The organism is Bradyrhizobium sp. 142, from assembly GCF_023074015.1.
Taxonomy (GTDB): domain Bacteria; phylum Pseudomonadota; class Alphaproteobacteria; order Rhizobiales; family Xanthobacteraceae; genus Bradyrhizobium.
On the sequence record NZ_JADPKQ010000271.1, the window covers coordinates 1 to 19,969 of the forward strand.

General features: G+C 64.4%; 23 protein-coding genes. 12 read left to right on the plus strand and 11 right to left on the minus strand.

Annotation, left to right across the window (positions count from 1 at the left end; translation table 11 throughout):
* The 4 genes from IVA82_RS24085 to IVA82_RS24100 form a co-directional block, all read left to right on the plus strand.
* A partial coding sequence (locus IVA82_RS24085) for a hypothetical protein (RefSeq protein ID WP_247493590.1) occupies positions 1-237 on the plus strand: 237 nt, incomplete at its 5' end.
* Positions 238-282: 45 nt separating this feature from the next.
* Complete coding sequence (locus tag IVA82_RS24090; protein ID WP_247389836.1) at positions 283-819, plus strand: PAS-domain containing protein; 537 nt, start codon at positions 283-285, stop codon at positions 817-819.
* Entirely contained in the window at positions 816-2,282 is a 1,467-nt protein-coding gene (locus IVA82_RS24095) for a PAS-domain containing protein (protein WP_247389837.1), read from the plus strand. Before IVA82_RS24090 ends, IVA82_RS24095 begins: the two co-directional genes overlap by 4 nt.
* Positions 2,282-3,148 (plus strand): EAL domain-containing protein, encoded by an 867-nt coding sequence (locus tag IVA82_RS24100; protein ID WP_247389838.1) that lies wholly within the window; start codon positions 2,282-2,284, stop codon positions 3,146-3,148. The genes IVA82_RS24095 and IVA82_RS24100 overlap by 1 nt, the downstream gene beginning before the upstream one ends.
* A gap of 271 nt (positions 3,149-3,419) precedes the next feature.
* On the opposite strand, the gene IVA82_RS24105 is transcribed toward IVA82_RS24100, so the two are convergent.
* The gene (locus IVA82_RS24105) at positions 3,420-3,884 is read right to left on the minus strand and encodes a MarR family winged helix-turn-helix transcriptional regulator (protein ID WP_148741055.1); all 465 of its coding nucleotides are present in this window, start codon (positions 3,882-3,884) and stop codon (positions 3,420-3,422) included.
* Positions 3,885-3,981: 97 nt separating this feature from the next.
* Between IVA82_RS24105 and IVA82_RS24110 the strand changes: the two genes are divergently transcribed.
* A complete protein-coding gene (locus IVA82_RS24110; protein WP_247389839.1) occupies positions 3,982-4,350 on the plus strand; it encodes an antibiotic biosynthesis monooxygenase family protein in 369 nt (122 codons plus the stop codon).
* An 18-nt stretch (positions 4,351-4,368) separates the two neighbouring features.
* Here IVA82_RS24110 and IVA82_RS24115 read toward each other — a convergent pair whose 3' ends face one another.
* On the minus strand, positions 4,369-6,063 hold the full coding sequence (locus IVA82_RS24115) for a GGDEF domain-containing phosphodiesterase (protein ID WP_247389840.1): 1,695 nt from the start codon (positions 6,061-6,063) through the stop codon (positions 4,369-4,371).
* 220 nt (positions 6,064-6,283) lie between these two features.
* Between IVA82_RS24115 and IVA82_RS24120 the strand changes: the two genes are divergently transcribed.
* A complete protein-coding gene (locus IVA82_RS24120) occupies positions 6,284-6,544 on the plus strand; it encodes a hypothetical protein (RefSeq protein ID WP_247389867.1) in 261 nt (86 codons plus the stop codon).
* Between the two features lie 6 nt (positions 6,545-6,550).
* Here the strand turns inward: IVA82_RS24120 and IVA82_RS24125 are convergent, their stop codons facing one another.
* From IVA82_RS24125 to mtgA, 3 genes are all read right to left on the minus strand, one after another.
* On the minus strand, positions 6,551-7,192 hold the full coding sequence (locus IVA82_RS24125) for a hypothetical protein (protein ID WP_247389841.1): 642 nt from the start codon (positions 7,190-7,192) through the stop codon (positions 6,551-6,553).
* A gap of 142 nt (positions 7,193-7,334) precedes the next feature.
* Positions 7,335-7,517 carry a 50S ribosomal protein L32 gene (gene rpmF, locus IVA82_RS24130; protein ID WP_007598106.1) on the minus strand — a complete coding sequence of 61 codons (183 nt, stop codon included), beginning with the start codon at positions 7,515-7,517 and terminating at the stop codon, positions 7,335-7,337.
* 169 nt (positions 7,518-7,686) lie between these two features.
* Entirely contained in the window at positions 7,687-8,361 is a 675-nt protein-coding gene (gene mtgA, locus IVA82_RS24135) for a monofunctional biosynthetic peptidoglycan transglycosylase (protein WP_247389842.1), read from the minus strand.
* Between the two features lie 161 nt (positions 8,362-8,522).
* Between mtgA and IVA82_RS24140 the strand changes: the two genes are divergently transcribed.
* Positions 8,523-9,446: a polyprenyl synthetase family protein gene (locus tag IVA82_RS24140; protein ID WP_247389843.1), complete on the plus strand. Its 924-nt coding sequence runs from the start codon at positions 8,523-8,525 to the stop codon at positions 9,444-9,446.
* Between the two features lie 227 nt (positions 9,447-9,673).
* Complete coding sequence (locus IVA82_RS24145; protein ID WP_247389844.1) at positions 9,674-10,354, plus strand: DUF1345 domain-containing protein; 681 nt, start codon at positions 9,674-9,676, stop codon at positions 10,352-10,354.
* Positions 10,355-10,399: 45 nt separating this feature from the next.
* Here the strand turns inward: IVA82_RS24145 and IVA82_RS24150 are convergent, their stop codons facing one another.
* A complete protein-coding gene (locus IVA82_RS24150) occupies positions 10,400-10,828 on the minus strand; it encodes a GFA family protein (protein WP_247389845.1) in 429 nt (142 codons plus the stop codon).
* 97 nt (positions 10,829-10,925) lie between these two features.
* Here IVA82_RS24150 and IVA82_RS24155 point away from each other — a divergent pair, with 97 nt between their 5' ends.
* Together IVA82_RS24155 and IVA82_RS24160 are read left to right on the plus strand one after the other, a co-directional pair.
* The gene (locus IVA82_RS24155; protein WP_247389846.1) at positions 10,926-11,300 is read left to right on the plus strand and encodes a nuclear transport factor 2 family protein; all 375 of its coding nucleotides are present in this window, start codon (positions 10,926-10,928) and stop codon (positions 11,298-11,300) included.
* 220 nt (positions 11,301-11,520) lie between these two features.
* A complete protein-coding gene (locus IVA82_RS24160; RefSeq protein ID WP_247389847.1) occupies positions 11,521-13,128 on the plus strand; it encodes a Na+/H+ antiporter in 1,608 nt (535 codons plus the stop codon).
* A 131-nt stretch (positions 13,129-13,259) separates the two neighbouring features.
* On the opposite strand, the gene IVA82_RS24165 is transcribed toward IVA82_RS24160, so the two are convergent.
* The 5 genes from IVA82_RS24165 to IVA82_RS24185 all read right to left on the minus strand — a co-directional run bounded on the left by IVA82_RS24165 (position 13,260) and on the right by IVA82_RS24185 (position 18,174).
* On the minus strand, positions 13,260-14,072 hold the full coding sequence (locus IVA82_RS24165) for an N-acetylmuramoyl-L-alanine amidase (RefSeq protein WP_247389848.1): 813 nt from the start codon (positions 14,070-14,072) through the stop codon (positions 13,260-13,262).
* A gap of 289 nt (positions 14,073-14,361) precedes the next feature.
* Positions 14,362-15,258 (minus strand): TauD/TfdA family dioxygenase, encoded by an 897-nt coding sequence (locus tag IVA82_RS24170; RefSeq protein WP_247389849.1) that lies wholly within the window; start codon positions 15,256-15,258, stop codon positions 14,362-14,364.
* 138 nt (positions 15,259-15,396) lie between these two features.
* Entirely contained in the window at positions 15,397-16,680 is a 1,284-nt protein-coding gene (gene ispG / locus IVA82_RS24175) for a flavodoxin-dependent (E)-4-hydroxy-3-methylbut-2-enyl-diphosphate synthase (RefSeq protein ID WP_247389850.1), read from the minus strand.
* A 12-nt stretch (positions 16,681-16,692) separates the two neighbouring features.
* A complete protein-coding gene (locus IVA82_RS24180; RefSeq protein ID WP_247389851.1) occupies positions 16,693-17,646 on the minus strand; it encodes a DMT family transporter in 954 nt (317 codons plus the stop codon).
* Between the two features lie 33 nt (positions 17,647-17,679).
* Positions 17,680-18,174, minus strand: coding sequence for a transcriptional repressor (locus IVA82_RS24185; protein ID WP_247389852.1), 495 nt, complete (start codon positions 18,172-18,174; stop codon positions 17,680-17,682).
* A 156-nt stretch (positions 18,175-18,330) separates the two neighbouring features.
* Between IVA82_RS24185 and IVA82_RS24190 the strand changes: the two genes are divergently transcribed.
* Both IVA82_RS24190 and IVA82_RS24195 read left to right on the plus strand, forming a co-directional pair.
* Positions 18,331-18,813: a MarR family transcriptional regulator gene (locus tag IVA82_RS24190; protein WP_247389853.1), complete on the plus strand. Its 483-nt coding sequence runs from the start codon at positions 18,331-18,333 to the stop codon at positions 18,811-18,813.
* Positions 18,806-19,969: an HlyD family secretion protein gene (locus IVA82_RS24195; protein ID WP_247389854.1), complete on the plus strand. Its 1,164-nt coding sequence runs from the start codon at positions 18,806-18,808 to the stop codon at positions 19,967-19,969. Before IVA82_RS24190 ends, IVA82_RS24195 begins: the two co-directional genes overlap by 8 nt.

The following is a 19,969-nucleotide window of genomic DNA, read 5'->3' on the forward strand; positions in this document are numbered from 1 at the left end:
CCCTTTTCTGTGTCTCGACAACCAGAAAGTATCCGGTTCACGCTGGATTTGCCGGGCATGCGCTGCGGCATAGTGAATCATTCCCGGGACAGCCCTGCGAGGACCGGGACGACGCCGAGATTGTTGCACGCTCTCAACCAAGCGCAACATGCACGCTTCTCCGCATCGCCGGTCACCCTCCGTAAACTACTGCGCTTAAGGGAATTTTCCCGCATCTTCGCTACCCTCGGCATCTGAATGACGTTGCGTTAAGTCTATTGCCCGCCGAGACCCACCGATCCCATGACGTCGACCCGCGACAACGAGCTTGGTGCACAGTGCGAGCGGGGCCCGGAGGCCTTGGTCTCGCTGAGCCAGCTTGCGCTCGACCACATGGAGCAGGGCGTCTGCGTCTACGACGCCGACAACCGGATCGTGCTGGTGAACCAGCGCTATTTGAGCCTGTTCAACATGTCGGCCGAGATCGTGCGGATCGGCACGAGCTACCGTGACGTGCTCGCCCACAGCGCGTCGCTCGGCAACTTCCCGGTGGACGAGATCGAGGCGCTCTACACCAGGCGCATGAAGCAGATCGCAGCGGGCAAGCCGTTCCGGACGGAGCAGCGGCTTGCAAGCGGCCTCGTCATGGCCCTCGAGCTGAAGCCGCTTCCCGGCGGCGGCTGGATGACGATCTGCGACGACGTCAGCCGCCTCGCCCGGCTCGAGGCGGAATTGCGCCTCCAGACCGAGCGCAGCCAGCACGCGCTCGCCAACATGTCGCACGGCCTCATATGTATGATTCCGGCAGCCGCGTCGTCGTCTGCAACGAACGCTTCGTGAATCTCTACAACCTTGACCCCGAAATCGTGAAGCCCGGCGTCGCGCACAGCGCCGCCATCGATCACTGGCTCTCGCGGGGTAACATGCCGGGCATGTCGGGTGACGAATTCCACGAGACGAGGCTGGAAGACGTGCTCGCCAGGAAGGCGAAAACCATGCTCGTGATGCGCTATGACGGGCGGATGGTGCAGGCGGTGTCCCGTTTTCTTCCCGACGGCGGCTGGGTGACGGTGCACGAGGATGTCACCGAGCGGCTGCAATACGAGGAGACACTCAGGCAGCAGAATTTCATCCTCGATGCGGCGCTGGAGAACATGGCGCACGGCCTTGCCTTCTTCGACAGCGACATGCGGATTCGGGTCTGCAACACCACCTACCGCAGGATCTACCGGCTGTCGCCGGAGGAGACCAGGCCCGGCACGCATCTCGGCGAGTTGATCGAGCGGTCGATGGTGAACGGCGCATTCGCTTCCGAATACAGTCCGGAGCAGCTGCTGCAAGCCGCCAGCGCGAGGATCGCGAACTGCGACTCGTCGCCGATGCGCCGCCGCATGTCGAACGACACCGTCATCTCGGTGCGCTACTGTGCGCTGCCCGATGGCGGCTTCGTCGCCACCTACGAGGATATCAGCGAACGCGAGCGCGCAATCGACGAGTTGAGCGAGCAATATCGCCGCTTCGATGCGGCGCTGAACAATATGAGCCAAGGCCTGTGCATGCTCGATTCGAGCCTGCACGTCATCGTCTGCAACCGCCGTTACATCGAGATGTATGGTCTCTCGCTCGACATCGTGAAGCCCGGCGTCTCGATGCGGGAGATCATGGAACATAGCTGCGAGATTGGCATTCATCCGGACATGACGGGTGCCTGGCTCTATGCCGATTATGTCGAGCGGCTGCGCGAGGGCGAGCACACGCTGCACCACCATTTGAGCGACGGTCGCATCATCAAGCTCAATCACAAGCGGATGGAGCATGGCGGCTGGGTCGTCACGTATGAGGACGTCACCGAGCGACACAAGGCCCAGGCCCGCGTCGCGCACATGGCGCGGCACGATTCGCTCACCGACCTGCCCAATCGGACGCTGTTCCGCGAGAAAATGGGCGAGGGACTGAATCAGGTCGCGCTCGCCGGCGGCGCCATGGCCGTGCTGTGCTTCGACCTCGACAATTTCAAGACCGTCAACGACCGCCTCGGACACGCCGCCGGCGACCGGTTGCTGCGCTGGGTCGCGGCGCGGCTGAGGGAGAATGTCGGCGAGCACGACACGGTCGCGCGCCTTGGCGGCGACGAGTTCGCCGTCCTCCAGCGCGGTCCGCAGCCGCAATCGGCCGAGCGGCTCGCGCGCCGGCTGGTCGAGATCATCGGTCGCCCGCCGCCGCTGGAGAGCCAGTCGATCCATATCGGCGTCTCCGTCGGCATCGCGGTCGCGCCGACCACGGGCTCGACGCCGACGAGCTGATGAAATGCGCCGATCTCGCGCTGTACCAGGCCAAGGCCAGGGGGCGCGGCGCGTTTCAGCTGTTCGAACCCGAAATGGAGGAAGAGGCGCGCGGCCGGCACGCGCTGGAACACGATCTGCGCGGCGCGCTGGAGGCCAGCGAATTTCATCTGGTGTTCCAGCCGCAGGTGCGGCTCGACACGTCGGAGCTCACCGGCTTCGAGGCGCTGCTGCGCTGGAAACATCCCTCGCGCGGCCTGGTCTCGCCGGCCGAGTTCATTCCGATCGCCGAGGAGACCGGCCTGATCGTCCCGATCGGCGAATGGGTACTGCGCACCGCCTGCGCGACCGCGGCGTCATGGCCCGACGTCGCCATCGCGGTTAACCTGTCTCCGGTGCAATTTCGCTCGCGTGGGCTGGTGGCGATGGTCACCAGCGCACTCGCCGAGGCCGGCCTGCCGCCGCAGCGGCTCGAGCTCGAGGTTACCGAGACAGTGCTGCTCGACGACAGCGAGGCGACGATCGCGATCCTGCACCAGCTCCGTTCGCTCGGAGTGCGCGTCAGCCTCGACGATTTCGGCGTCGGCTATTCCTCGCTCAGCTATTTACGCAAATTCCCGTTCGACCGCATCAAGATCGACCGCTCCTTCGTCGGCACGCTCGGCGAAAGCCCGGAAAGCATCGCCATCGTCCGAACCATCGCGAGCCTCGGCTCGGTGCTCGGCGTCGAGACCACGGCGGAAGGCGTCGAGACGATCGAGCAGCTCGACTTCGTGCGTGAATGCGGCTGCACCGCAGTGCAGGGATATTATTTCGGCAGGCCGTGCCCCGCGACCGAAGTCAACCACACGATCGAGCGGCTCAACGCGGTCCGTCGGGTGGCGTAAGAACTTTACCCGCCCCTGCGCGCTGCGCTCCGCGCCAGATTCCGCTATGTGAGTGCAGACATTGAAACTGCCCTACAACGGAAGCTGCCCTACAAGGCCGCTGTTGCCGGCGCTCCGCAAAAAGCGCGAACTGGTGAGGCGGTCGAAGGCGTATTGACACCGTGCGCACCCACTTCTTCAGCGGAGGGCAAGCCGTGACTCGGCGACGCGGGTTGCCCGGTCATCCAGCGGCTGGGCGCAGTCGGCCGCGCGGCGTGAGAGCGGAGCGTGATCAATCCTCGCCGGTTCCTTTGAGCCGATCGCGCAGAGCGTTAAGCACACGGTGCGCGATTTCGATCTCATTGACCGAGAAGCCATGCGACAGGCCATTGACCCATGGGACCTGCAACCGGCCCGCGGCATCGTAGATCTGCCTGCCCCTGTCGGTGAGCACCACAAGCTGCGCCCGGCGATGATGCGGGTTGGCCTCGAACACGACGAGACCATCGCGCTCAAGGTCGTTGACGATACGTTGCACGTTCTGGCGATTGGCGCCCAGATTGCGCGCCAACCAGGCGACCGGCTCCGGGCGGTCAGAATCGATGATCGCCCCAAGGATCTGCCAGCGCGCACTGGTGAGACCGAGCGACGCCACCAGCCGATCGCCAGCGGTCAGGAGAAGGCCGTTAGCCCGGAATAGGTCGAGGATCAGGTTTGTCAGCGCCTCGCCCGCCGGGGTGCGCTTGCTCTTGCTCATTTGTCACGATCATCCTCTATTGACATGATGATGTCAATAATCTATGTCACGGATTGTCGAATTGACATGATGATACCAAATCGAACGGAGTGATGCCATGCCCCAGATGCGCCCCCTCGATCCGGCCTTTCCGATTGACCGTCAGATCGCGCTCGATACCGGCCCCGTGGTGCTGGTGAATCTGTTCACGCTCGATGCGGCCGACGAACAGGGCTTCCTGAAAAGCTGGCAGGATGATGCCGCCTTCATGAAGCGGCAACCGGGTTTCATATCAACGCAGCTTCACCGCGCCGTCGGCGACAACCCGACCTATCTCAATTACGCAGTGTGGGAATCCAACGCGCATTTCCGCGCGGCCTTCACTCACCCGGAATTCCGGGCCAAGATTGCAGTCCATCCCGCATCCGCCGTCGCGAGCCCGCATCTGTTTCAGAAGGTCGCGGTGCCTAACATCTGCGTAGCGTAGCTGCAGATCCCAAGGCGGTTACCCCGCCGCCGGCAGCGCGCTGTCTGGCGGCGCGCCCCACGGGCGCTCGGCTGAGGCAAGCCCGATCAGGCGTCCCTGGATGTAATCGCAACCCCAGTCGCGCAGCATGCTGGCGGCTTCCTCGTCCTGCACCCATTCGGCAACGGTCTTGATGTCGAGGCGGCGGGCGAGATCGATCAGGGTCTGCACGAAAGCACGGTCGTCGGGGGAGCGGTTGATGTTCTGCACGAACGCGCCGTCGATCTTGACGATGTCCACGCCGAGCTTGCGCAAGTTGCGGAACGAGGTGTAACCGGCGCCGAAATCGTCGATGGCGATGCGGCTGCCGAAATTCTTCAGCCGCGTGACGAAACCGCGGACGTCGTCGATGTCCTGGATCGCAACCGTCTCGGTGATCTCGACGATCAGCCGCTCGGCGACGCCGGGATGAGCGCGCATGAGCGACTCGATTCCAGCCCACCAGTCAGGATCCATGGTCGTATCCGGCGAGATGTTGAGGCTGAGCCGGATGTCAGGCGCGGCGGCAAGCTCGGCGACGACGAGCTCGAGCACGCGGTGATCGACGAGACGGATGAGGCCGAGCCGCTCGGCCACCGGCACGATGTCGGGCGCAAGCAGCACCTGGCCGTCGCCATGATCCATCCGCACCAGACATTCGTGGAACGCACCCTCGCGCGAGGCGGCCGACACCACCGGCTCATAGGCGAGCCTGATGCGGCGCTCGTTCAGCGCGGTGACAATCTCGTCGGTGACGCGGATGTTGACGCGGCGTTGCGCGTCGCGCTCGGCATTCGGCCGCCACGCGGCGAACGAGCCGGACCGGCGACGCTTGGCGGCCTCGAGCGTCTCATGGGCGCGATTGACCGCCTCATCGGTGCTGCGGACATAACGCGGCAAGCTGACCGCGCCGATCGAGGCGGTGACCGACACCGGACCGGACCGGGTCGGCACCACTTCGTCGCGAATGCCGGCGAGAAAGCGCTCGGCCGCGACGTTCATGTCGTCGACCGTGCAGTTCTTCAGGATCAGGCCGAACTTGTTGCCGGAGAAGCGCCCCAGCACGTCGCCGCCGCGCAGCCGCGTCCGGATGCGTTTTGCCACATCAAGGATCACGGCATCCGCGACATCGAAGCCGAAGGCGTCATTGACGCGCGCGAGATGGTCGATGCCGACCAGCATGAAGGCTGCGGTCGAGCGGAAGCGAGTCGTCTCCTCGATCGCCTCGGCCAGCGCCGCAATCAGATGGGAACGGTTGAGTTCGCCGGTCAGGGGATCGAGCCGGGCGAGCCTTGTCAATTCCTCCTCACGGGCGTGGCGCTCGTTGTTGATGCGGACGGAGCCGATCGCGCGTACCGGGCGGCCGTCGGGACCGGCGAACCAGCGACCGGTCTCCTCGATCCAGACCACGGGATCGGACGCGCTCATGCGCACGCCGTATTCGACCCGATAGGGCGTGCCGTCGGCGCCATGCACAGCGGAGGTCTGCGCCAATGCGGCGGTCCGCACCGTGTGCGCAGGCTCGATTAACTTGGCGAAGTCGGCACCGGTGGCAAGCCGCTCGGCGGGGATGCCGGGGAAGACAGCGCCGGCCTGCTCGCCCCAGACGATGGCGTCGCTGGTGAGGTCCCAGGCGAAGACGGCTTGACCGAGGGCGGCCAGGATTTCGGAGGCTTGCGGCAGTGCGGGAGTCAAAATCGCCTCGATTCGGGACAGCAGGAAGTCCTGAGCCGGCACAGGATAGAGCCAGATTCGCCCCCGACCCTAGGCAAAGTTGATAAACAATTTGGAAACTAAGTTTTCCGGCGCGGCGGAACCAAACCTGCCAGTCCGGCATAGGCCTTGCGAGTACATGACACGCACCGGCGCCAGCGTCTCGAAACGCGACAGGTCCGCCGGGTCAACGGTGATTGCGATGTTGAGTACTGATCGATCGGACGGGATGGAAAGCGGCGCGGGCAAGGCCCTGGTGCCGCTGGTGCCGACACTTGCGTGGGCCCACAGGGCGCCGCTGCCCCGCCCGGATTCGAGCTTCGTCACCCAGCTCATCGCCAATGCCGAGCACCTGCCCCAGGCCAACCAGCTCCGCCGCGCTTCTCCTGAGGATGCGCGGACGGCGTATGACAGCAAGCGCCCGCTGCAAACCGTCAGCGCCCGCACGCGGCAGGTGGCTTGAGGTTGATCAGCGCGGCGCGTCGGGAGACGACGGCGTACCGTTGCCCGGCTGCAAATGCGGCGAGGGGATTTCCGGCGAGGGCGGAATGCTCTGCACAGGTTTCGGCGCGGGGTGATCCATCAGCACGGATTCGGCGACCGACTGCGCCGAGGGCGCGGGTGGCGCCGCCGGTGACTGCGGCACAGCGACTGGCTCGAACTTGGACTCGAAGATTGCTTCATCGGCCGGCGCGTCGGCCTGACGCTTGCCCTTGCGCGGCGCCGGCTCGGCGACATAGCTCGCGCGGCGACGCGTGCGCTGGGCGATGCCGCCGAGGAAATCGGCCATCGCGAGCAGCACCAGCAGAAAATAAGTGGAGTTACCGAATTTGGGCCACATCACGAATTCGGCGGCAGCAGCACCAAACACGATCAGCGACAGCAAATGATCCATCAGGAATTTCGAGCCTGGTCGCGCCCCCTTGACCACTTCGAGCAACAGCAGCACGACGCCGAGCGCCAGCAACACATCGGCGAGCGCCACCGGCCAAGTCTCGCCAGTGATCATCGGCACCTTGAACAGTACGTCCGTGAATGACACGCCGGGCATCAGGAAGGCGATGATGTTGTAGACCGCGAGCGGGATCAGAAGCAGCGGGAAACCGACCATCGGCAAAATGCCTTCTCGATCAAGATGTCCAGGCAGGACAATGCGGCGGCGAAGCGTTGGCTCCGCCGCCGTCACCGTCATATCTCATGGGTTGGCCGAAATCAGGCAGGCTCAATCGTCCTGCCCGAGAAAGAATCCTGCCTCAGGACTCTTTCTTTTTCAGGACCTGCCGGCCCTTGTACATGCCGGTCTTGAGGTCGAGGTGGTGCGGACGACGGAGTTCCCCGGAATCCTTGTCCTCGACATAGGTCGGCTTCTTGATCGCATCAGCCGAGCGGCGCATGCCGCGGCGCGACGGCGAGGTTTTTCTTCTCGGAACGGCCATTTCAATATCCTCTAGGGATTGGTGTTGTCCGGGCATCGTCCGCGAGGGGACGGCTCAGCACCCGCAATAGGAGGCGAGCTGAATGCCGATCAAGGCCGGGCTTATAGAGGAAGGCTGACCGTAAAGCTAGGCTTTTGGACCGGAAAATGCGCCCGAAAAGAGCCCAAAATCAGCGATTCTCCCGCCAGCAGATCGCAAGCGAGCTGGCCTGCGCCCGCGCCACATAGGTCCCGGCCAGCCGCCGGACACCCGGGCCGGGGGTTCTGGCACTGCGTTTGACCGGATTGGGCAGGACCGAGACCAGCAGCGCCGCCTCCCGGGGGGAAAGGCTGACGGCCGATTTGCCGAAGGCATAGGCGCTGCCCGCCTCAGCCCCAAACTGGCCCTGAGGGCCGAGTTCGGCGACGTTGAGGTAAATCTCCAGAATCCGCGGCTTGGGTAGGACGAGGTCGATCCACAGCGCCAGCGGGAATTCCAGCGCCTTGCGCACGAAGTCCCGCCCCTGCCAGAGGAACAGGTTCTTGGCCACCTGCTGGGTGATGGTGGAGGCGCCCCGGAACGGCGTGCCGTCCTCCTGGGCATCGTCGATGGCCTCGCGCAGCGCGCCCCAGTCGATGCCGTGATGCTTGCAGAAATGGGCATCCTCAGCCGCCACCACCGCGCGCGGCAAATAGGGCGACATCGCCGCCAGATCGATCCATTCCCGCTGCATCGGCGCGCCCCGGAGCGAGCGCCAGGCCATCAGCGTCGAAACGGGGTGGCCGGTGCGGTAGAACGGCGCGATCACATAGGGCGCGAGAAGTGCGACCGCGAGCATCACCAGCAGGATTTTGACGATGCGCAAATCGACCTTTCCCGCGCAAAATGAAACGCGGCTGTGGGCTGGGCCATTAAGTCTGTGATAATTCGGGCCTTTTCCAGCACTTTTTAGGCCTTCCAAACGATTGACTGAGGCGGGCTCATAAAGGATTGTCCCGCCGAATTTTAGTTCTGGAGCCCTTCTTGATGACCGGCACGTCCCCGTCAGATTTCGCCAAACGTCTGGACAAGACCGCTGATGATACCGAAGCCCTGCTCGGGCGTTTGCTGGCGGACGACATCCTGCCCGATGAGATCGCGCGGCCCAAGCGACTGATGGACGCAATGCGCTATTCGAGCCTCAATGGCGGCAAGCGCCTGCGGCCGTTCCTGGTGGTCGAGAGCGCGACCGTGTTCGGCGTTCCCCGCGAGGCCGCGCTGCTGGCCGGTGCCGCGCTCGAATGCATCCACTGCTATTCGCTGATCCACGACGACCTGCCGGCGATGGACAATTCGGACCTGCGCCGCGGCCGTCCCACCCTGCACAAGAAGACCGACGATGCGACCGCGATCCTCGCCGGCGACGGCCTATTAACGCTCGCCTTCGACATCATCACCCGCGACGAGATACATCGCGACGCCAATGTGCGGCTGCTGCTGACGCGCGCGCTGGCGCGCTGCGCCGGCATCGGCGGCATGGTCGGCGGCCAGATGCTCGATCTCGCCGGTGAAGGCCGGTTCGGCGACCGCGAGCCGGTCGATGTCGCGCGCCTCCAGCAGATGAAGACCGGCGCGCTGCTGCGTTATGGCTGCATTGCCGGCGCAATCCTCGGACAGGCGACGCCTGCGGAATATCAGGCGCTCGACGATTACGGCCGCGCGCTCGGCGAAGCCTTCCAGATCGCCGACGATCTGCTCGACGTCGAGGGCGACGCGGCCGCGCTCGGCAAGCCCTCGGGTCAGGACGCGGCGATGGGCAAGACCACCTTCGTGACCCAGCTCGGCCTCGAAGGCGCCAGGCAGCGCGTGCGCGACCTGCTGGCGCGGGCCGACGCTGCGGTCTCGATCTTCGGCGATCGCGCCGCCGTGCTGCAAGCCGCCGCGCGCTTCGTCGCCGAGCGGAAGAACTAGTAGCTCCGGGGTCCTTCACCTCTCCCGCTTGCGGGAGAGGCATAGGCCGCCTCTGGCGGCCGTGCTAAAGACGCCGAGGCGAAGCCTCGGCTATGGCGAAGCGCCGGGTGAGGGCTCTCTCCTCTCGGGGGTTCTCGATTGCGGAAGAACCCTCTCCCCAGCCCTCCCCCGCAAGCGGGGGAGGGAGCGCACCTGCGATGCCGCTCAGGCTTCACCGGACGATCTGCATGGAAAAAGAAGATCCCGCCCTCGCTCGCTTCCGCAAGATGTCGCGGCCGATGCGGCTGGTATATGCGCGGCCGCGAACGTTCATCTCGCTTGGTGTCGGCATCCTCGTCTGCCTGCTCGTGCCGGGCTCACCCCGGCTGACGACGCGGCTTGTGCTCGGCTGGGATGCGCTGATCGCGGTCTATCTCATGCTGGTCTACACAATGATGCTGTGCAACGATCACCAGCACATCCGCCGCGCTGCCGCGATGCAGGACGACGGCCGTTTCGTTATCCTGCTGGTGACGGCCGTGGGCGCGTTCGCGAGCATCGCGGCGATCGTCGCCGAGCTCGGCACTCATCGCGGCGCGACGGAGCTGACCATCGCGATCGCGACCATCGCGCTGTCCTGGGCTGCAGTTCACACGACATTCGCGCTACACTACGCGCACGATTATTATCGTCACGCCGAGCCCGGCGGGTTGCAGTTCCCGAGCGGCGACAAGGAAGACCACGCCGATTATTGGGACTTCGTGTATTTCTCGTTCGTGATCGGCATGACTGCGCAGGTCTCCGACGTCGGCATCACCGATAAGACCATCCGCCGCACCGCCACCGCGCACGGCATCGTGTCTTTCATCTACAACACGGCATTGCTGGCGCTGACGGTGAACATCGCCGCGAGTGCGATTGCGACGTAACGATCGTCCCGTCCTAGTGCGCAATTGCGCACGGGCGGGTTCCCTCTAGCCATCCCCGATGTGCCCGCGATATTGCGGCAGATTGTCCGAGATTTCGTACCATGGCGCCTTGGAGCCCACGAAAATATGGGCGCTTGGCCGAATCGAGGGGGCGTCGATCAGAGTTCCCATGGCGACATGGACCCATTTTCCTTCCCGCACCCGGGAATAGAGCAGCGAGCCGCAGCGCGCGCAGTGCGCGTCGTGGGTGACGTCGTCCCCGAAAAGGGTGCGCTGGTCCCCGCCATGGACGACGCGGAGCTTGCTCTGCTCGATCCCGGCGAACGGTTTGAAGGCGGAGCCTGTGGTGCGGCGGCAGTTTGAGCAGTGGCAGTTCATCGCGTAGGCGAATTCGTCCGCCACCTCAAAGCGCACGGCGCGGCAGCAGCATTCGCCGGCAAGGATGCGAGCGTTAGAATTTTCTGATCCGGTCATCACTGATGCCCTCGCGCGAATGGCGGGAGACACCCATAGCGCAATTTGGCGTGTAGGACTAAGTTTCCCCTCGAGCCATCCTTCAAAGGAACGACCTATGAGCCAGAATCGTTCGAGCGTCGAAGCCGTCGTGCAAAGCTATTTTGACGGATTGTACGAGGGCGACGCCGAAAAACTTGGCGCCATCTTTCACCCCTCGGCTGATTTGCGCTGGGTCGAGAAGGGCGAATTGCAGGTGCTGACCGTGCCCGACTGGCTCGAGCGCGTGCGCAAGCGCGCTTCCGCCAAGGCCGAAGGCAAGCCGCGCGAAGATTCCATCGTCACCATCGACCGTTCGGATGACAAGACCGCCTTCATCAAGGTCAAGTGCCAATTGCCGCCGCGCTATTTCACCGACTATTTGGTCGCGATGAAGCTCGGTGACGGCTGGCAGATCGTGTCGAAATCGTACCGGTATGATCTGAAAGAGTGAGGGGGGCCTTGCTCCGCAGCACAAAGAACGTGGATGCCCGGGACGCGCCCGGGCATGACGACCTCTCGTGAATGTTCATATGCGATTGCCCTGCCGCAAGCGGGGAGAGGCGAACAAAGATCGAGGCGGTGTTCGCGCGCATCGGGCGCATGGTGGCCGAGCGACTGGCCTGACCGCGCGCATTGACCTTGCGGCCGCTTCCGGGTGAAGACAGGCCATCATGGAAGCGACGTTTCAGATCTTTCTCATCCTGCTTGCCGTGCTGGCCTGCGTGGCGCTGGCCGCGCGCCGCTTCAACGTGGCGCCGGCCATTCTCCTGATGCTGGCCGGCGTCGGCCTCGCCTTCGTGCCGGGCATGCCGCCCGTCGAGCTGCCGCCGCAGCTGGTGCTGCTGATGGTACTGCCGCCATTGATCTACTCGGCCAGCGTCGCCATGAGCTGGCGCGAGTTCTACAAGAATCTGCGCCCGATCGTGCTGCTCGCGGTGGGGGCGGTGGTGTTCACTGCGGCGATGGTGGCGGCCGCCACACACTATTTGATCGGCCTGCCCTGGACCATCGGCTTCCTGCTCGGCGCCATCGTCGCGCCGCCCGACGTGGTGGCACCGCTCGCAATCGCGCGACGGCTGAACATGCCGCGCCGGATATTGGTCGTGCTGGAGGGCGAAGGGCTCGCCAACGACGCCACTGCGCTGATCCTCTATCGCTTTGCGCTCGCCGCGATCATGGTCGGCCATTTCTCGCTGCCGGTGGCGGTCGGCGAGTTTTCCCTGATCGTCGCCGGCGAGATCGCCTACGGCATCGGTGTCGGCTGGCTTTCGCTGCGCGCCCGCAAATGGTCCGGGGATCCGCAGGTCGAGCTGACGCTCTCGCTGATCACCCCTTACGTCTCCTACTGGCTGCCCGAGCATGTCGGCGGCTCCGGCGTGATCGCCACGGTCGCATGTGGCCTCTATGTGAGCTGGAACGGCCCGCTGCTGATCTCCTCGGCAACGCGCCTGCAGGGCATCTTCTTCTGGGACCTCGTGATCTATTTGATCGAGGGCCTGCTGTTCCTGCTCACCGGCTTCCAGATGCGCGCGTTGTACGAGAAATCGAAGGCGTTCCCGCTCGACGACATCATGATCGCGACCGCAGTGGTCGTGCTGATCATCATCGTCGCGCGCTTTGCCTGGCTGTTTCCCGCCACCTACCTTCCGCGGGTCTTGAGCAAAAGCCTGCGCGAGCGCGATCCGTCGCCGCCCTGGCAATGGGCCTTCACGCTTGCCTTTACGGGTGTGCGCGGCGCGGTGTCGCTCGCAGCGGCGCTGGCGCTGCCGTTCACGCTGCCGGGCGGCGAAGCCTTTCCGTACCGCGACCTGATCCTGTTCGTCGCCTTCGGCGTCATCTTCATCACTCTGATCGGCGTGGGTCTTACCCTGCCGCCGGTGGTCCGTTGGCTTGGCATTGCGGATGCCGGCCATCACGAGCATGCACTCGAGCACGAGGCGGAAATTGCCGCGCGGCGTCAGGCGCTCGACGCCGCACTGAAATCGCTCGACGCGCTGACGGGAGAGAAAGCGGTCTCGGAGGAAGTGATGCGGCTGCTCCGCGCGCGTCACGAGATCCGCGCCAACCAGCTCCCGGACGCGCTCGATCCCGCCCACCACGACGTCTCCGCCGCCGGCATCGCGCTGACCCGCGAGCTGATCGCCGCCGAGCGCAAGTTCATCCACGAGCTCCTGCGCGACGGCCAGATCACCGACGAGACCCGGCGCCGGATCGAGCGCGACCTGGATCTGGAGGAAGCGAGTCTGGCGAACAGGGAGTATCGGGGGGCGCCGTTGTAGGCGCGCTGTCGTCCCGGCGAAGGCCGCCTCGTCATTGCGAGCGCAGCGAAGCAATCCAGACTGCCGCCGCGGAGAGACTCTGGATTGCTTCGCTGCGCTCGCAATGACGATTGTGGAAACGGCGGAGCATGCTACCGCTTCTCGCAAAACTCCCGCATCGCCGCCGCGACGGCTTCCGCAATCAGCTCCTGCCGCTCCGGCGAATTCATCGCTATTTCCTCGTCGCGGTTGATGATGGAGCCGGCCTCGAGCAGCACTGCAGCGCTTCGGGTCTGCGAGAGCACGACGAGCGCGTCATAGCGGTAGACGCCGACATCCTTGTCGAGCAGCTGGCGCCGATAGCGGCCCATGAGCGGCAAAGTGTACTGGCTGGCATAGTGCAGGCCATGCTCCTTCAGCTCCTTGCCGAGCAGCCGAGCAAAGGCGAGGCTTGCACCAAACCGTGGATTGCGTTCGGACACGAACAGCGAATGACCGCCGAAGCGATCGCTGAAGAAGCTCCTGGCGCCGTCGAACTCCCATTCCTCGAGCATCTTGTCCGGCACCGAGTCGTGGTGGACCGACAGGAAGAAGTCTGCATGCGCATCATTGGCGGTGCCGACGCGCTTGAGCAGGCTCGCCCTCGCCTTGCCTTCCGTGACGAGCACTCGGGTCGCCGCAAAGCCTTCAGACTTCAGTCTATCGCCGATGAGCTTCGCCAGGTGCAGGTTGAAGCCGAACTCCGGGTCATTGCGCGCGCTGGTCGCGCCCAGCGACTCGGAGGTGTGCCCGACATCGACGACGATCCGGAATTTTCGCGGCTCGCATTTTTCCGGCGCCGTTGGCCTCGCCCTGGCTTTCACCACCTTCCGCCCCGGAACGGCGTGGCCGTGCTCGATCGGCGACAGCGCAAGCGCGACGAGCGAGGCGACGATTGCTGCTATGACGCCCCGCGCTGACGACAAGCTCTACTCCACCGCTGCAATCCGGGGACGCCCGACAAAGCCAGCAACGTCGCCGAAACGCTCCAGGAACGTGTTGTCCTCGGCACGCAGCATGGAAAATCCTCCCGACATTGGGGAAGATTGGCGCGGGAGCGGGAGGACGTCAACGCGGCGATACGAAATCGTGGGGTGGGCAAAGGCGCTCTTGCGCCGTGCCTACCGCGCTCACTACACGGCAAGGATGGCGGGCACAGCGCGCGAAGAGCGCGCCGTTGCCCATGGTACGGCAGCGGCCGGAGCACGATAGCAATCACACCGGCTGCTCTCCCTTTACCGTCACCCGCGTCCCCGACCGCATGTGCGGCCAGTAATCCCACATCGCGCGGTGCTGGGTGCAGCGGTTGTCCCAGAAGGCGATGGCGTTCTCGGTCCAGCGGAAGCGGCACTGGAACAGCGGGTTCTCGGCGTGCTGGTAGAGATAGGCCAGCATCGCGTCGCTCTCGTCGCGGGGGACGCCGTTGATGTGGCGGGTGAAGCCGCGGTTGACGTAGAGCGCCTTCTTGCCCGTGACCGGATGCGTGCGCACCACAGGATGCTCTGCATGCGGATAGGCGGGGCGATCAGCGACGCCGTAATTGGCGTAGAGCCCGCGATAGATCGGCTCGCCGTCATGCAGCGCGGTCAGACCGCCGAGATAGGCCTTCATGCGGTCCGACAGCGCCTCATAGGCGGCGTACATGTTGGCGAACAGCGTGTCGCCGCCGCGCGGCGGGCACTGCTCGATGTAGAGGATCGAACCCATCGGCGGCTCGAGATCACAGGACACGTCGGAATGCCAGCCCTCGCCGTTGGCGCGCGGCGAGTTCGCATCGGCGTAGATCTTCATCAGCGCCGGGTCTTCGTCCTCGTGCGGGGCGGCAGGATGAAAATGCAATTCGCCGAACTTGCGGCCGAAGGCGAGATGCTGCTGCGCCGTGATGTGCTGGTCGCGGAAGAAGATCACGAGGTTTTCGGCAAGCGCGCGATGGATCTCGTCCATCTGCCGGTTGGAGCGGGCGTCATCGGAGACGAGCTTGCCGATGTCGACGCCGGAGATCTCCGCGCCGATGATCGGCGTGAGCTTTTCGACGGCGATGGTCTCATACGGCGCACTGTCATCCGCCATGTGGCGGTAGCGCGGGCCCTGCTTGCCGGCGAGCGAGCTCATGGCGTGTCTCCCAATCATTCTTGATTGAGGACATCGTAGCCCGGATGGAGCGAAGCGCAATCCGGGAACGGTTTGTCAGCTTGAGCGCGCCCCGGATTTCGCTCCCGCTCCATCCGGGCTACGCGCGCGTCAAATAAACTACTCCGCCGCGGTCACCGGCGCCTTGGCACCCTCGCCATAGCGCTGGTCGATGTAGTCGATCACCAGCGCCTTGAAGTCGGCGGAGATGGTCGGGCCGCGCAGGGTGCGGAACTTCTTGCCGTCGACGAAGACGGGAGCGGCCGGGGCTTCGCCGGTGCCGGGCAACGAGATGCCAATATTGGCGTGCTTGGATTCGCCGGGGCCGTTGACGATGCAGCCCATCACCGCGACGTTGAGCTCTTCGACGCCCGGATATTTCGTCTTCCAGTTCGGCATCTCGTCGCGGATGAAATCCTGGATCGAGCGGGCCAGCTCCTGGAAGGTGGTCGAGGTGGTACGGCCGCAGCCGGGGCAGGCTGCAACCAGCGGCACGAAGGTGCGGAAACCCATGGTCTGCAGCAGTTCCTGGCCGACCTGCACCTCGCGGGTGCGGTCGCCGCCGGGCTCAGGCGTCAGCGAGATGCGGATGGTGTCGCCGATTCCCTGCTGCAAGAGAATGCCGAGCGCGGCCGACGAGGCGACGATGCCCTTGGTGCCCATGCCGGCCTCGGTGAGGCCAAGATGGATGGCGTAGTCGGAGCGCGACGCGAGATCCTGATAGACCGCAATCAGATCCTGCACGGCCGAAACCTTCGCCGACAGGATGATGCGGTCCTTCGGCATCCCGAGTTCTTCGGCGCGAGCGGCCGACAGCAGCGCCGACTGCACCATCGCCTCGCGCGTGACCGCGCGCACGTCGCGCGGATTGGCCGACGCCGCATTCACGTCCATCAGCTTGGTCAAGAGCTCCTGATCGAGCGAGCCCCAATTGGCGCCGATGCGGACCGGCTTGCTGTTCTTGTTGGCGATCTCGATGATGTCGGCGAACTGGGTGTCGCGCTTGTCCTTGAAGCCGACATTGCCGGGGTTGATGCGGTACTTGGCAAGCGCTTCGGCGCAGGCCGGATAGGCCGCAAGCAGCTTGTGGCCGATATAGTGGAAGTCGCCGATCAGCGGCGTCGTGATGCCGCGCTTGAGCAGGCCGTCGCGGATGTGCGGAACGGCGGCAGCGGCCTCCTCGCGGTCGACTGTGATACGGACCATTTCGGAGCCGGCGCGCGCGAGCGCTGCGACCTGGGCGATGGTGCCGTCGATATCGGCGGTGTCGGTGTTGGTCATCGACTGCACCACGATCGGCGCACCGCCGCCGACGAGGACGTCGCCGACCTTGACCTGGGTGGTGTGATGACGCGGCGCAGGGCCCGCGACGTCGGAATCGATGGTGTTTTCGAGCTTGTTCATGGGGTCCAAATATCAGGTTTTGGTGACGTTCAGCAATGCATCGCGCGGCGCTGCAGCGGTAGAGCTCGGACGGTTAACCAGAAAAAGCCCTGCAATTACAAGCAGGGCGGCAGCCCCGAAGGCCAGGCTCAGGCTGTCATGCATGATGAAATAGCTACCCACCACGCCAAACAAAGGGGTGATGAAGGTAAAAGCCGACAATTTGCTGGCGGAATAGGTCTTCACCAGCGCAAACCAAAGCGTGAACGTGGTTCCGACCACCCAGATCGCCTGGAAGGCCATCAAGGCCACGGATAGCGGCGCCGGCGTATGGGTGATGGATTCGCCGAACAGCCAAGCCGCCAGCCCCAGGATCGGGATCGAGGTGGCGACCTGATAGCCCAGCGCCTTCTCGGGCGCGGCGAAGCGCAGCCGCGTGCCCTTGGCGACCAGCGTGGTCGCAGCCCACAGCGCCGCGCCGCCGACGATCATGAGATCGCCGAGCAGGATGTGGGAATCGACATTGGGCTGCGGCACGCCGATCGCGAGCGCGACACCGGCAAAGCTGACGGCGAGCCCCAGCCATTGCGCGCCGCCGAGCCGCTCGCCGAGCACCTGGTAAGAGCCGAGCGCGACGAAGAACGGCGCGGTGTAGAGAAACACCACCGCGCGCGAGGCGGAGGTGAGGCGCAGGCCCTGGAAGATCAGCACGAACTCGATGCCGAACATCAATCCTGCAATCAGGCCTGCCTTCCAGGTGCCATCACGCTCAAAGAATTTGACGCCGCGCGAGCTGCCGATGATGAACAGCACCGGCAGCGCGCCCATCGAGCGGATCATCGCCTGCATCATCGGCGGAATATCCGGCAGCACCAGCTTCACCGCGATCTGGTTGAATCCCCAGGTCAGGCACAGCATGAGCATAAGCGCGATGGCGCCGGCACTGAGGGGGCGCCCGGCGGACGAGATTGCTTGAGGTGAGGACATTTCTTCCCGGACCGGCTTATTGCCGTTGTTGCTTCAAGATGTTTTCTGACAATGCGTGCAGGTGCCGGTGATCTCGACCACGGATAATTTCGGCGCGAAGCCCGAGACGCGCGCAGCGGCATTGAGGTCTTTGGCAAAGGACGCCGACGGGATTTCGCCGACCAGGCCGCAGCGCTCGCAGATCAGGAACGCCACTGCGGAGGTCGCGTCGTGGTCGTGGGCGGCGCAGGCGAGATAGGCGTTGCGGCTTTCGATGCGGTGCACGAGGCCGTTGGTCATCAAGAAATCGAGAGCGCGGTAGACCGTGATCGGCGCCGGCCGAGGCATTGCCTTGGCAAGCTCGTCGATCACCTCATAGGCGCCGAGCGGGCGATGGCTGGAAAGCAGCGCCTGAAGCACCTGGCGGCGAATCGGGGTGAATTTCTGCGCACGTTGCTCGCAGACCGCCTCGGCATGCGACAGCGCGTCCGCGGTGCAGCGGCCATGATCGTGGTCGGGCGCAGGAAATGCCGGCTTTGCGAGGGTCATTTGATTACCTTCTAGCATTTTGGCCGTGGAACCCAAAGGCCGGGCCGCTCGCGGCTGTCAGCCATGCTTTTTCCGGTGGGCCAGCGTCCCGTCAACCCGCCATGAAATAATCATAAGCTTGCTTATAATATTTCAAGCTTATTGGAGACCAAGCTCATGAGCCGCGGGCCCGTGGACCAGAACTTCCTGTTTACGCTTGCCGAGCTCTACCGCCTGCTGCGGGTCTATGCCGACAAGGAGGCGTCCCGTTTCGGCATCACCCGCGCGCAATGGGCGGTGCTGGCCAAGGTCGAGCGCAGCGAGGGCATGAAGCAGTCGGAACTCGCCGAACTTCTCGAGGTGCAACCGATCACGCTGACGCGTATGATCGACAAGCTCTGCGACAATGACTGGCTCGAGCGCCGCAATGACGCCTCGGACCGCCGCGTCAAACGCCTGTACCTGAAGAAGGCGGGTGGGACGCTGCTCGGCCGAATGAGCGGGCTGCGCTCCGAAATCACCGCCAACGCGCTCGACGGCATCAATCCGACCGACGCGCACCGTCTCCTCACCCAACTCGAAACAATCAAGGAAAACGTGCGTAACGCGATCCAGACCAGCGGAGCGGAACAAGCGCGTAAGGAGCAACGCTATGGCTGATCAGGTTCTCAAATTCCAGCCCGAGCAGAAGATCGACAGCGGCAAGCCCACCAAGAAAGCCGGCACCAACCCGCGCCGCCGCCTGATGGCCGGCCTGCGCCGTTATCGCCGCGTCCTGCTCCTGGTCGTGCTGCCGATCGCCGTCGCCGTCGCCGGCTCCACCTTCTATCTCAATGGCGGCCGCTACGTCGGCACCGACGATGCCTATGTCGGCGCACAGAAGGTTTTGGTGACACCCGATATCTCCGGCAAGATCCAGAAAGTCGTCGTGAAGGAAGGCCAGCTCGTCAAGCAGGGCGACGAGCTGTTCGAAATCGACCCCGTGCCGTTCCGCCTCGCGGTGGACGAGGCCAAGGCGCAGCTCGCGCAGGCGCAATCGACCTATGACAACCTCCGCGCCAACATTAAGATCTACGGCGACATGCTCAATCTCGCCCAGCAGGGCGTCGACCTGAAACAGCGCGACGTCGAGCGCAAGCAGGCGCTGGTGAAGAACAGCTATGGCTCGCAGCTCGACCTCGACAACGCGGCGAACGCGCTGGTGACATCCGGCTCGATCGCGCAATATGTCAAGCAGCAGATTTCGACGGCCAAGACGCAACTGCTTGGCGACACCGACTTGCCGCTGGAAAAATTCCCGCCTTATGCCCAGGCCAAGTCCAAGCTCGACAACGCAGAGCGCAATCTCGACCACACCGTGCTGCGCGCGCCGATGGGCGGCGTTGCGACGCAGGTCGAACAGATCCAGCTCGGCCGCTACGTCGCGGCAGGCACGCCGGTGTTCTCCATCATCGACGTCGCCCATCCTTGGGTCGATGCCAATCCGAAGGAGAGCGACCTCACCTACGTCACGGAGGGACAACCCGTCACGCTCGAGGTGGACGCGTTCCCGAACCATGTCTTCAAGGGCAAGATCGGCTCGCTCTCGCCCGGCACCGGCGCGCAATTCGCGATCCTGCCGCCGCAGAACGCCACCGGCAACTTCGTCAAGGTGGTGCAGCGGGTGCCAATCCGGATCTATTTCGACGAGACCGACAAATACGTGAGAAAGCTGAAGGCCGGCATGAGCGTCTATGCCACCATCGACACCGGCCATCAGCGCTCGCTCGCTGGCCTGTTCGGATTGTCGGCGGCAGCGAACCAGGACAAGGACTGA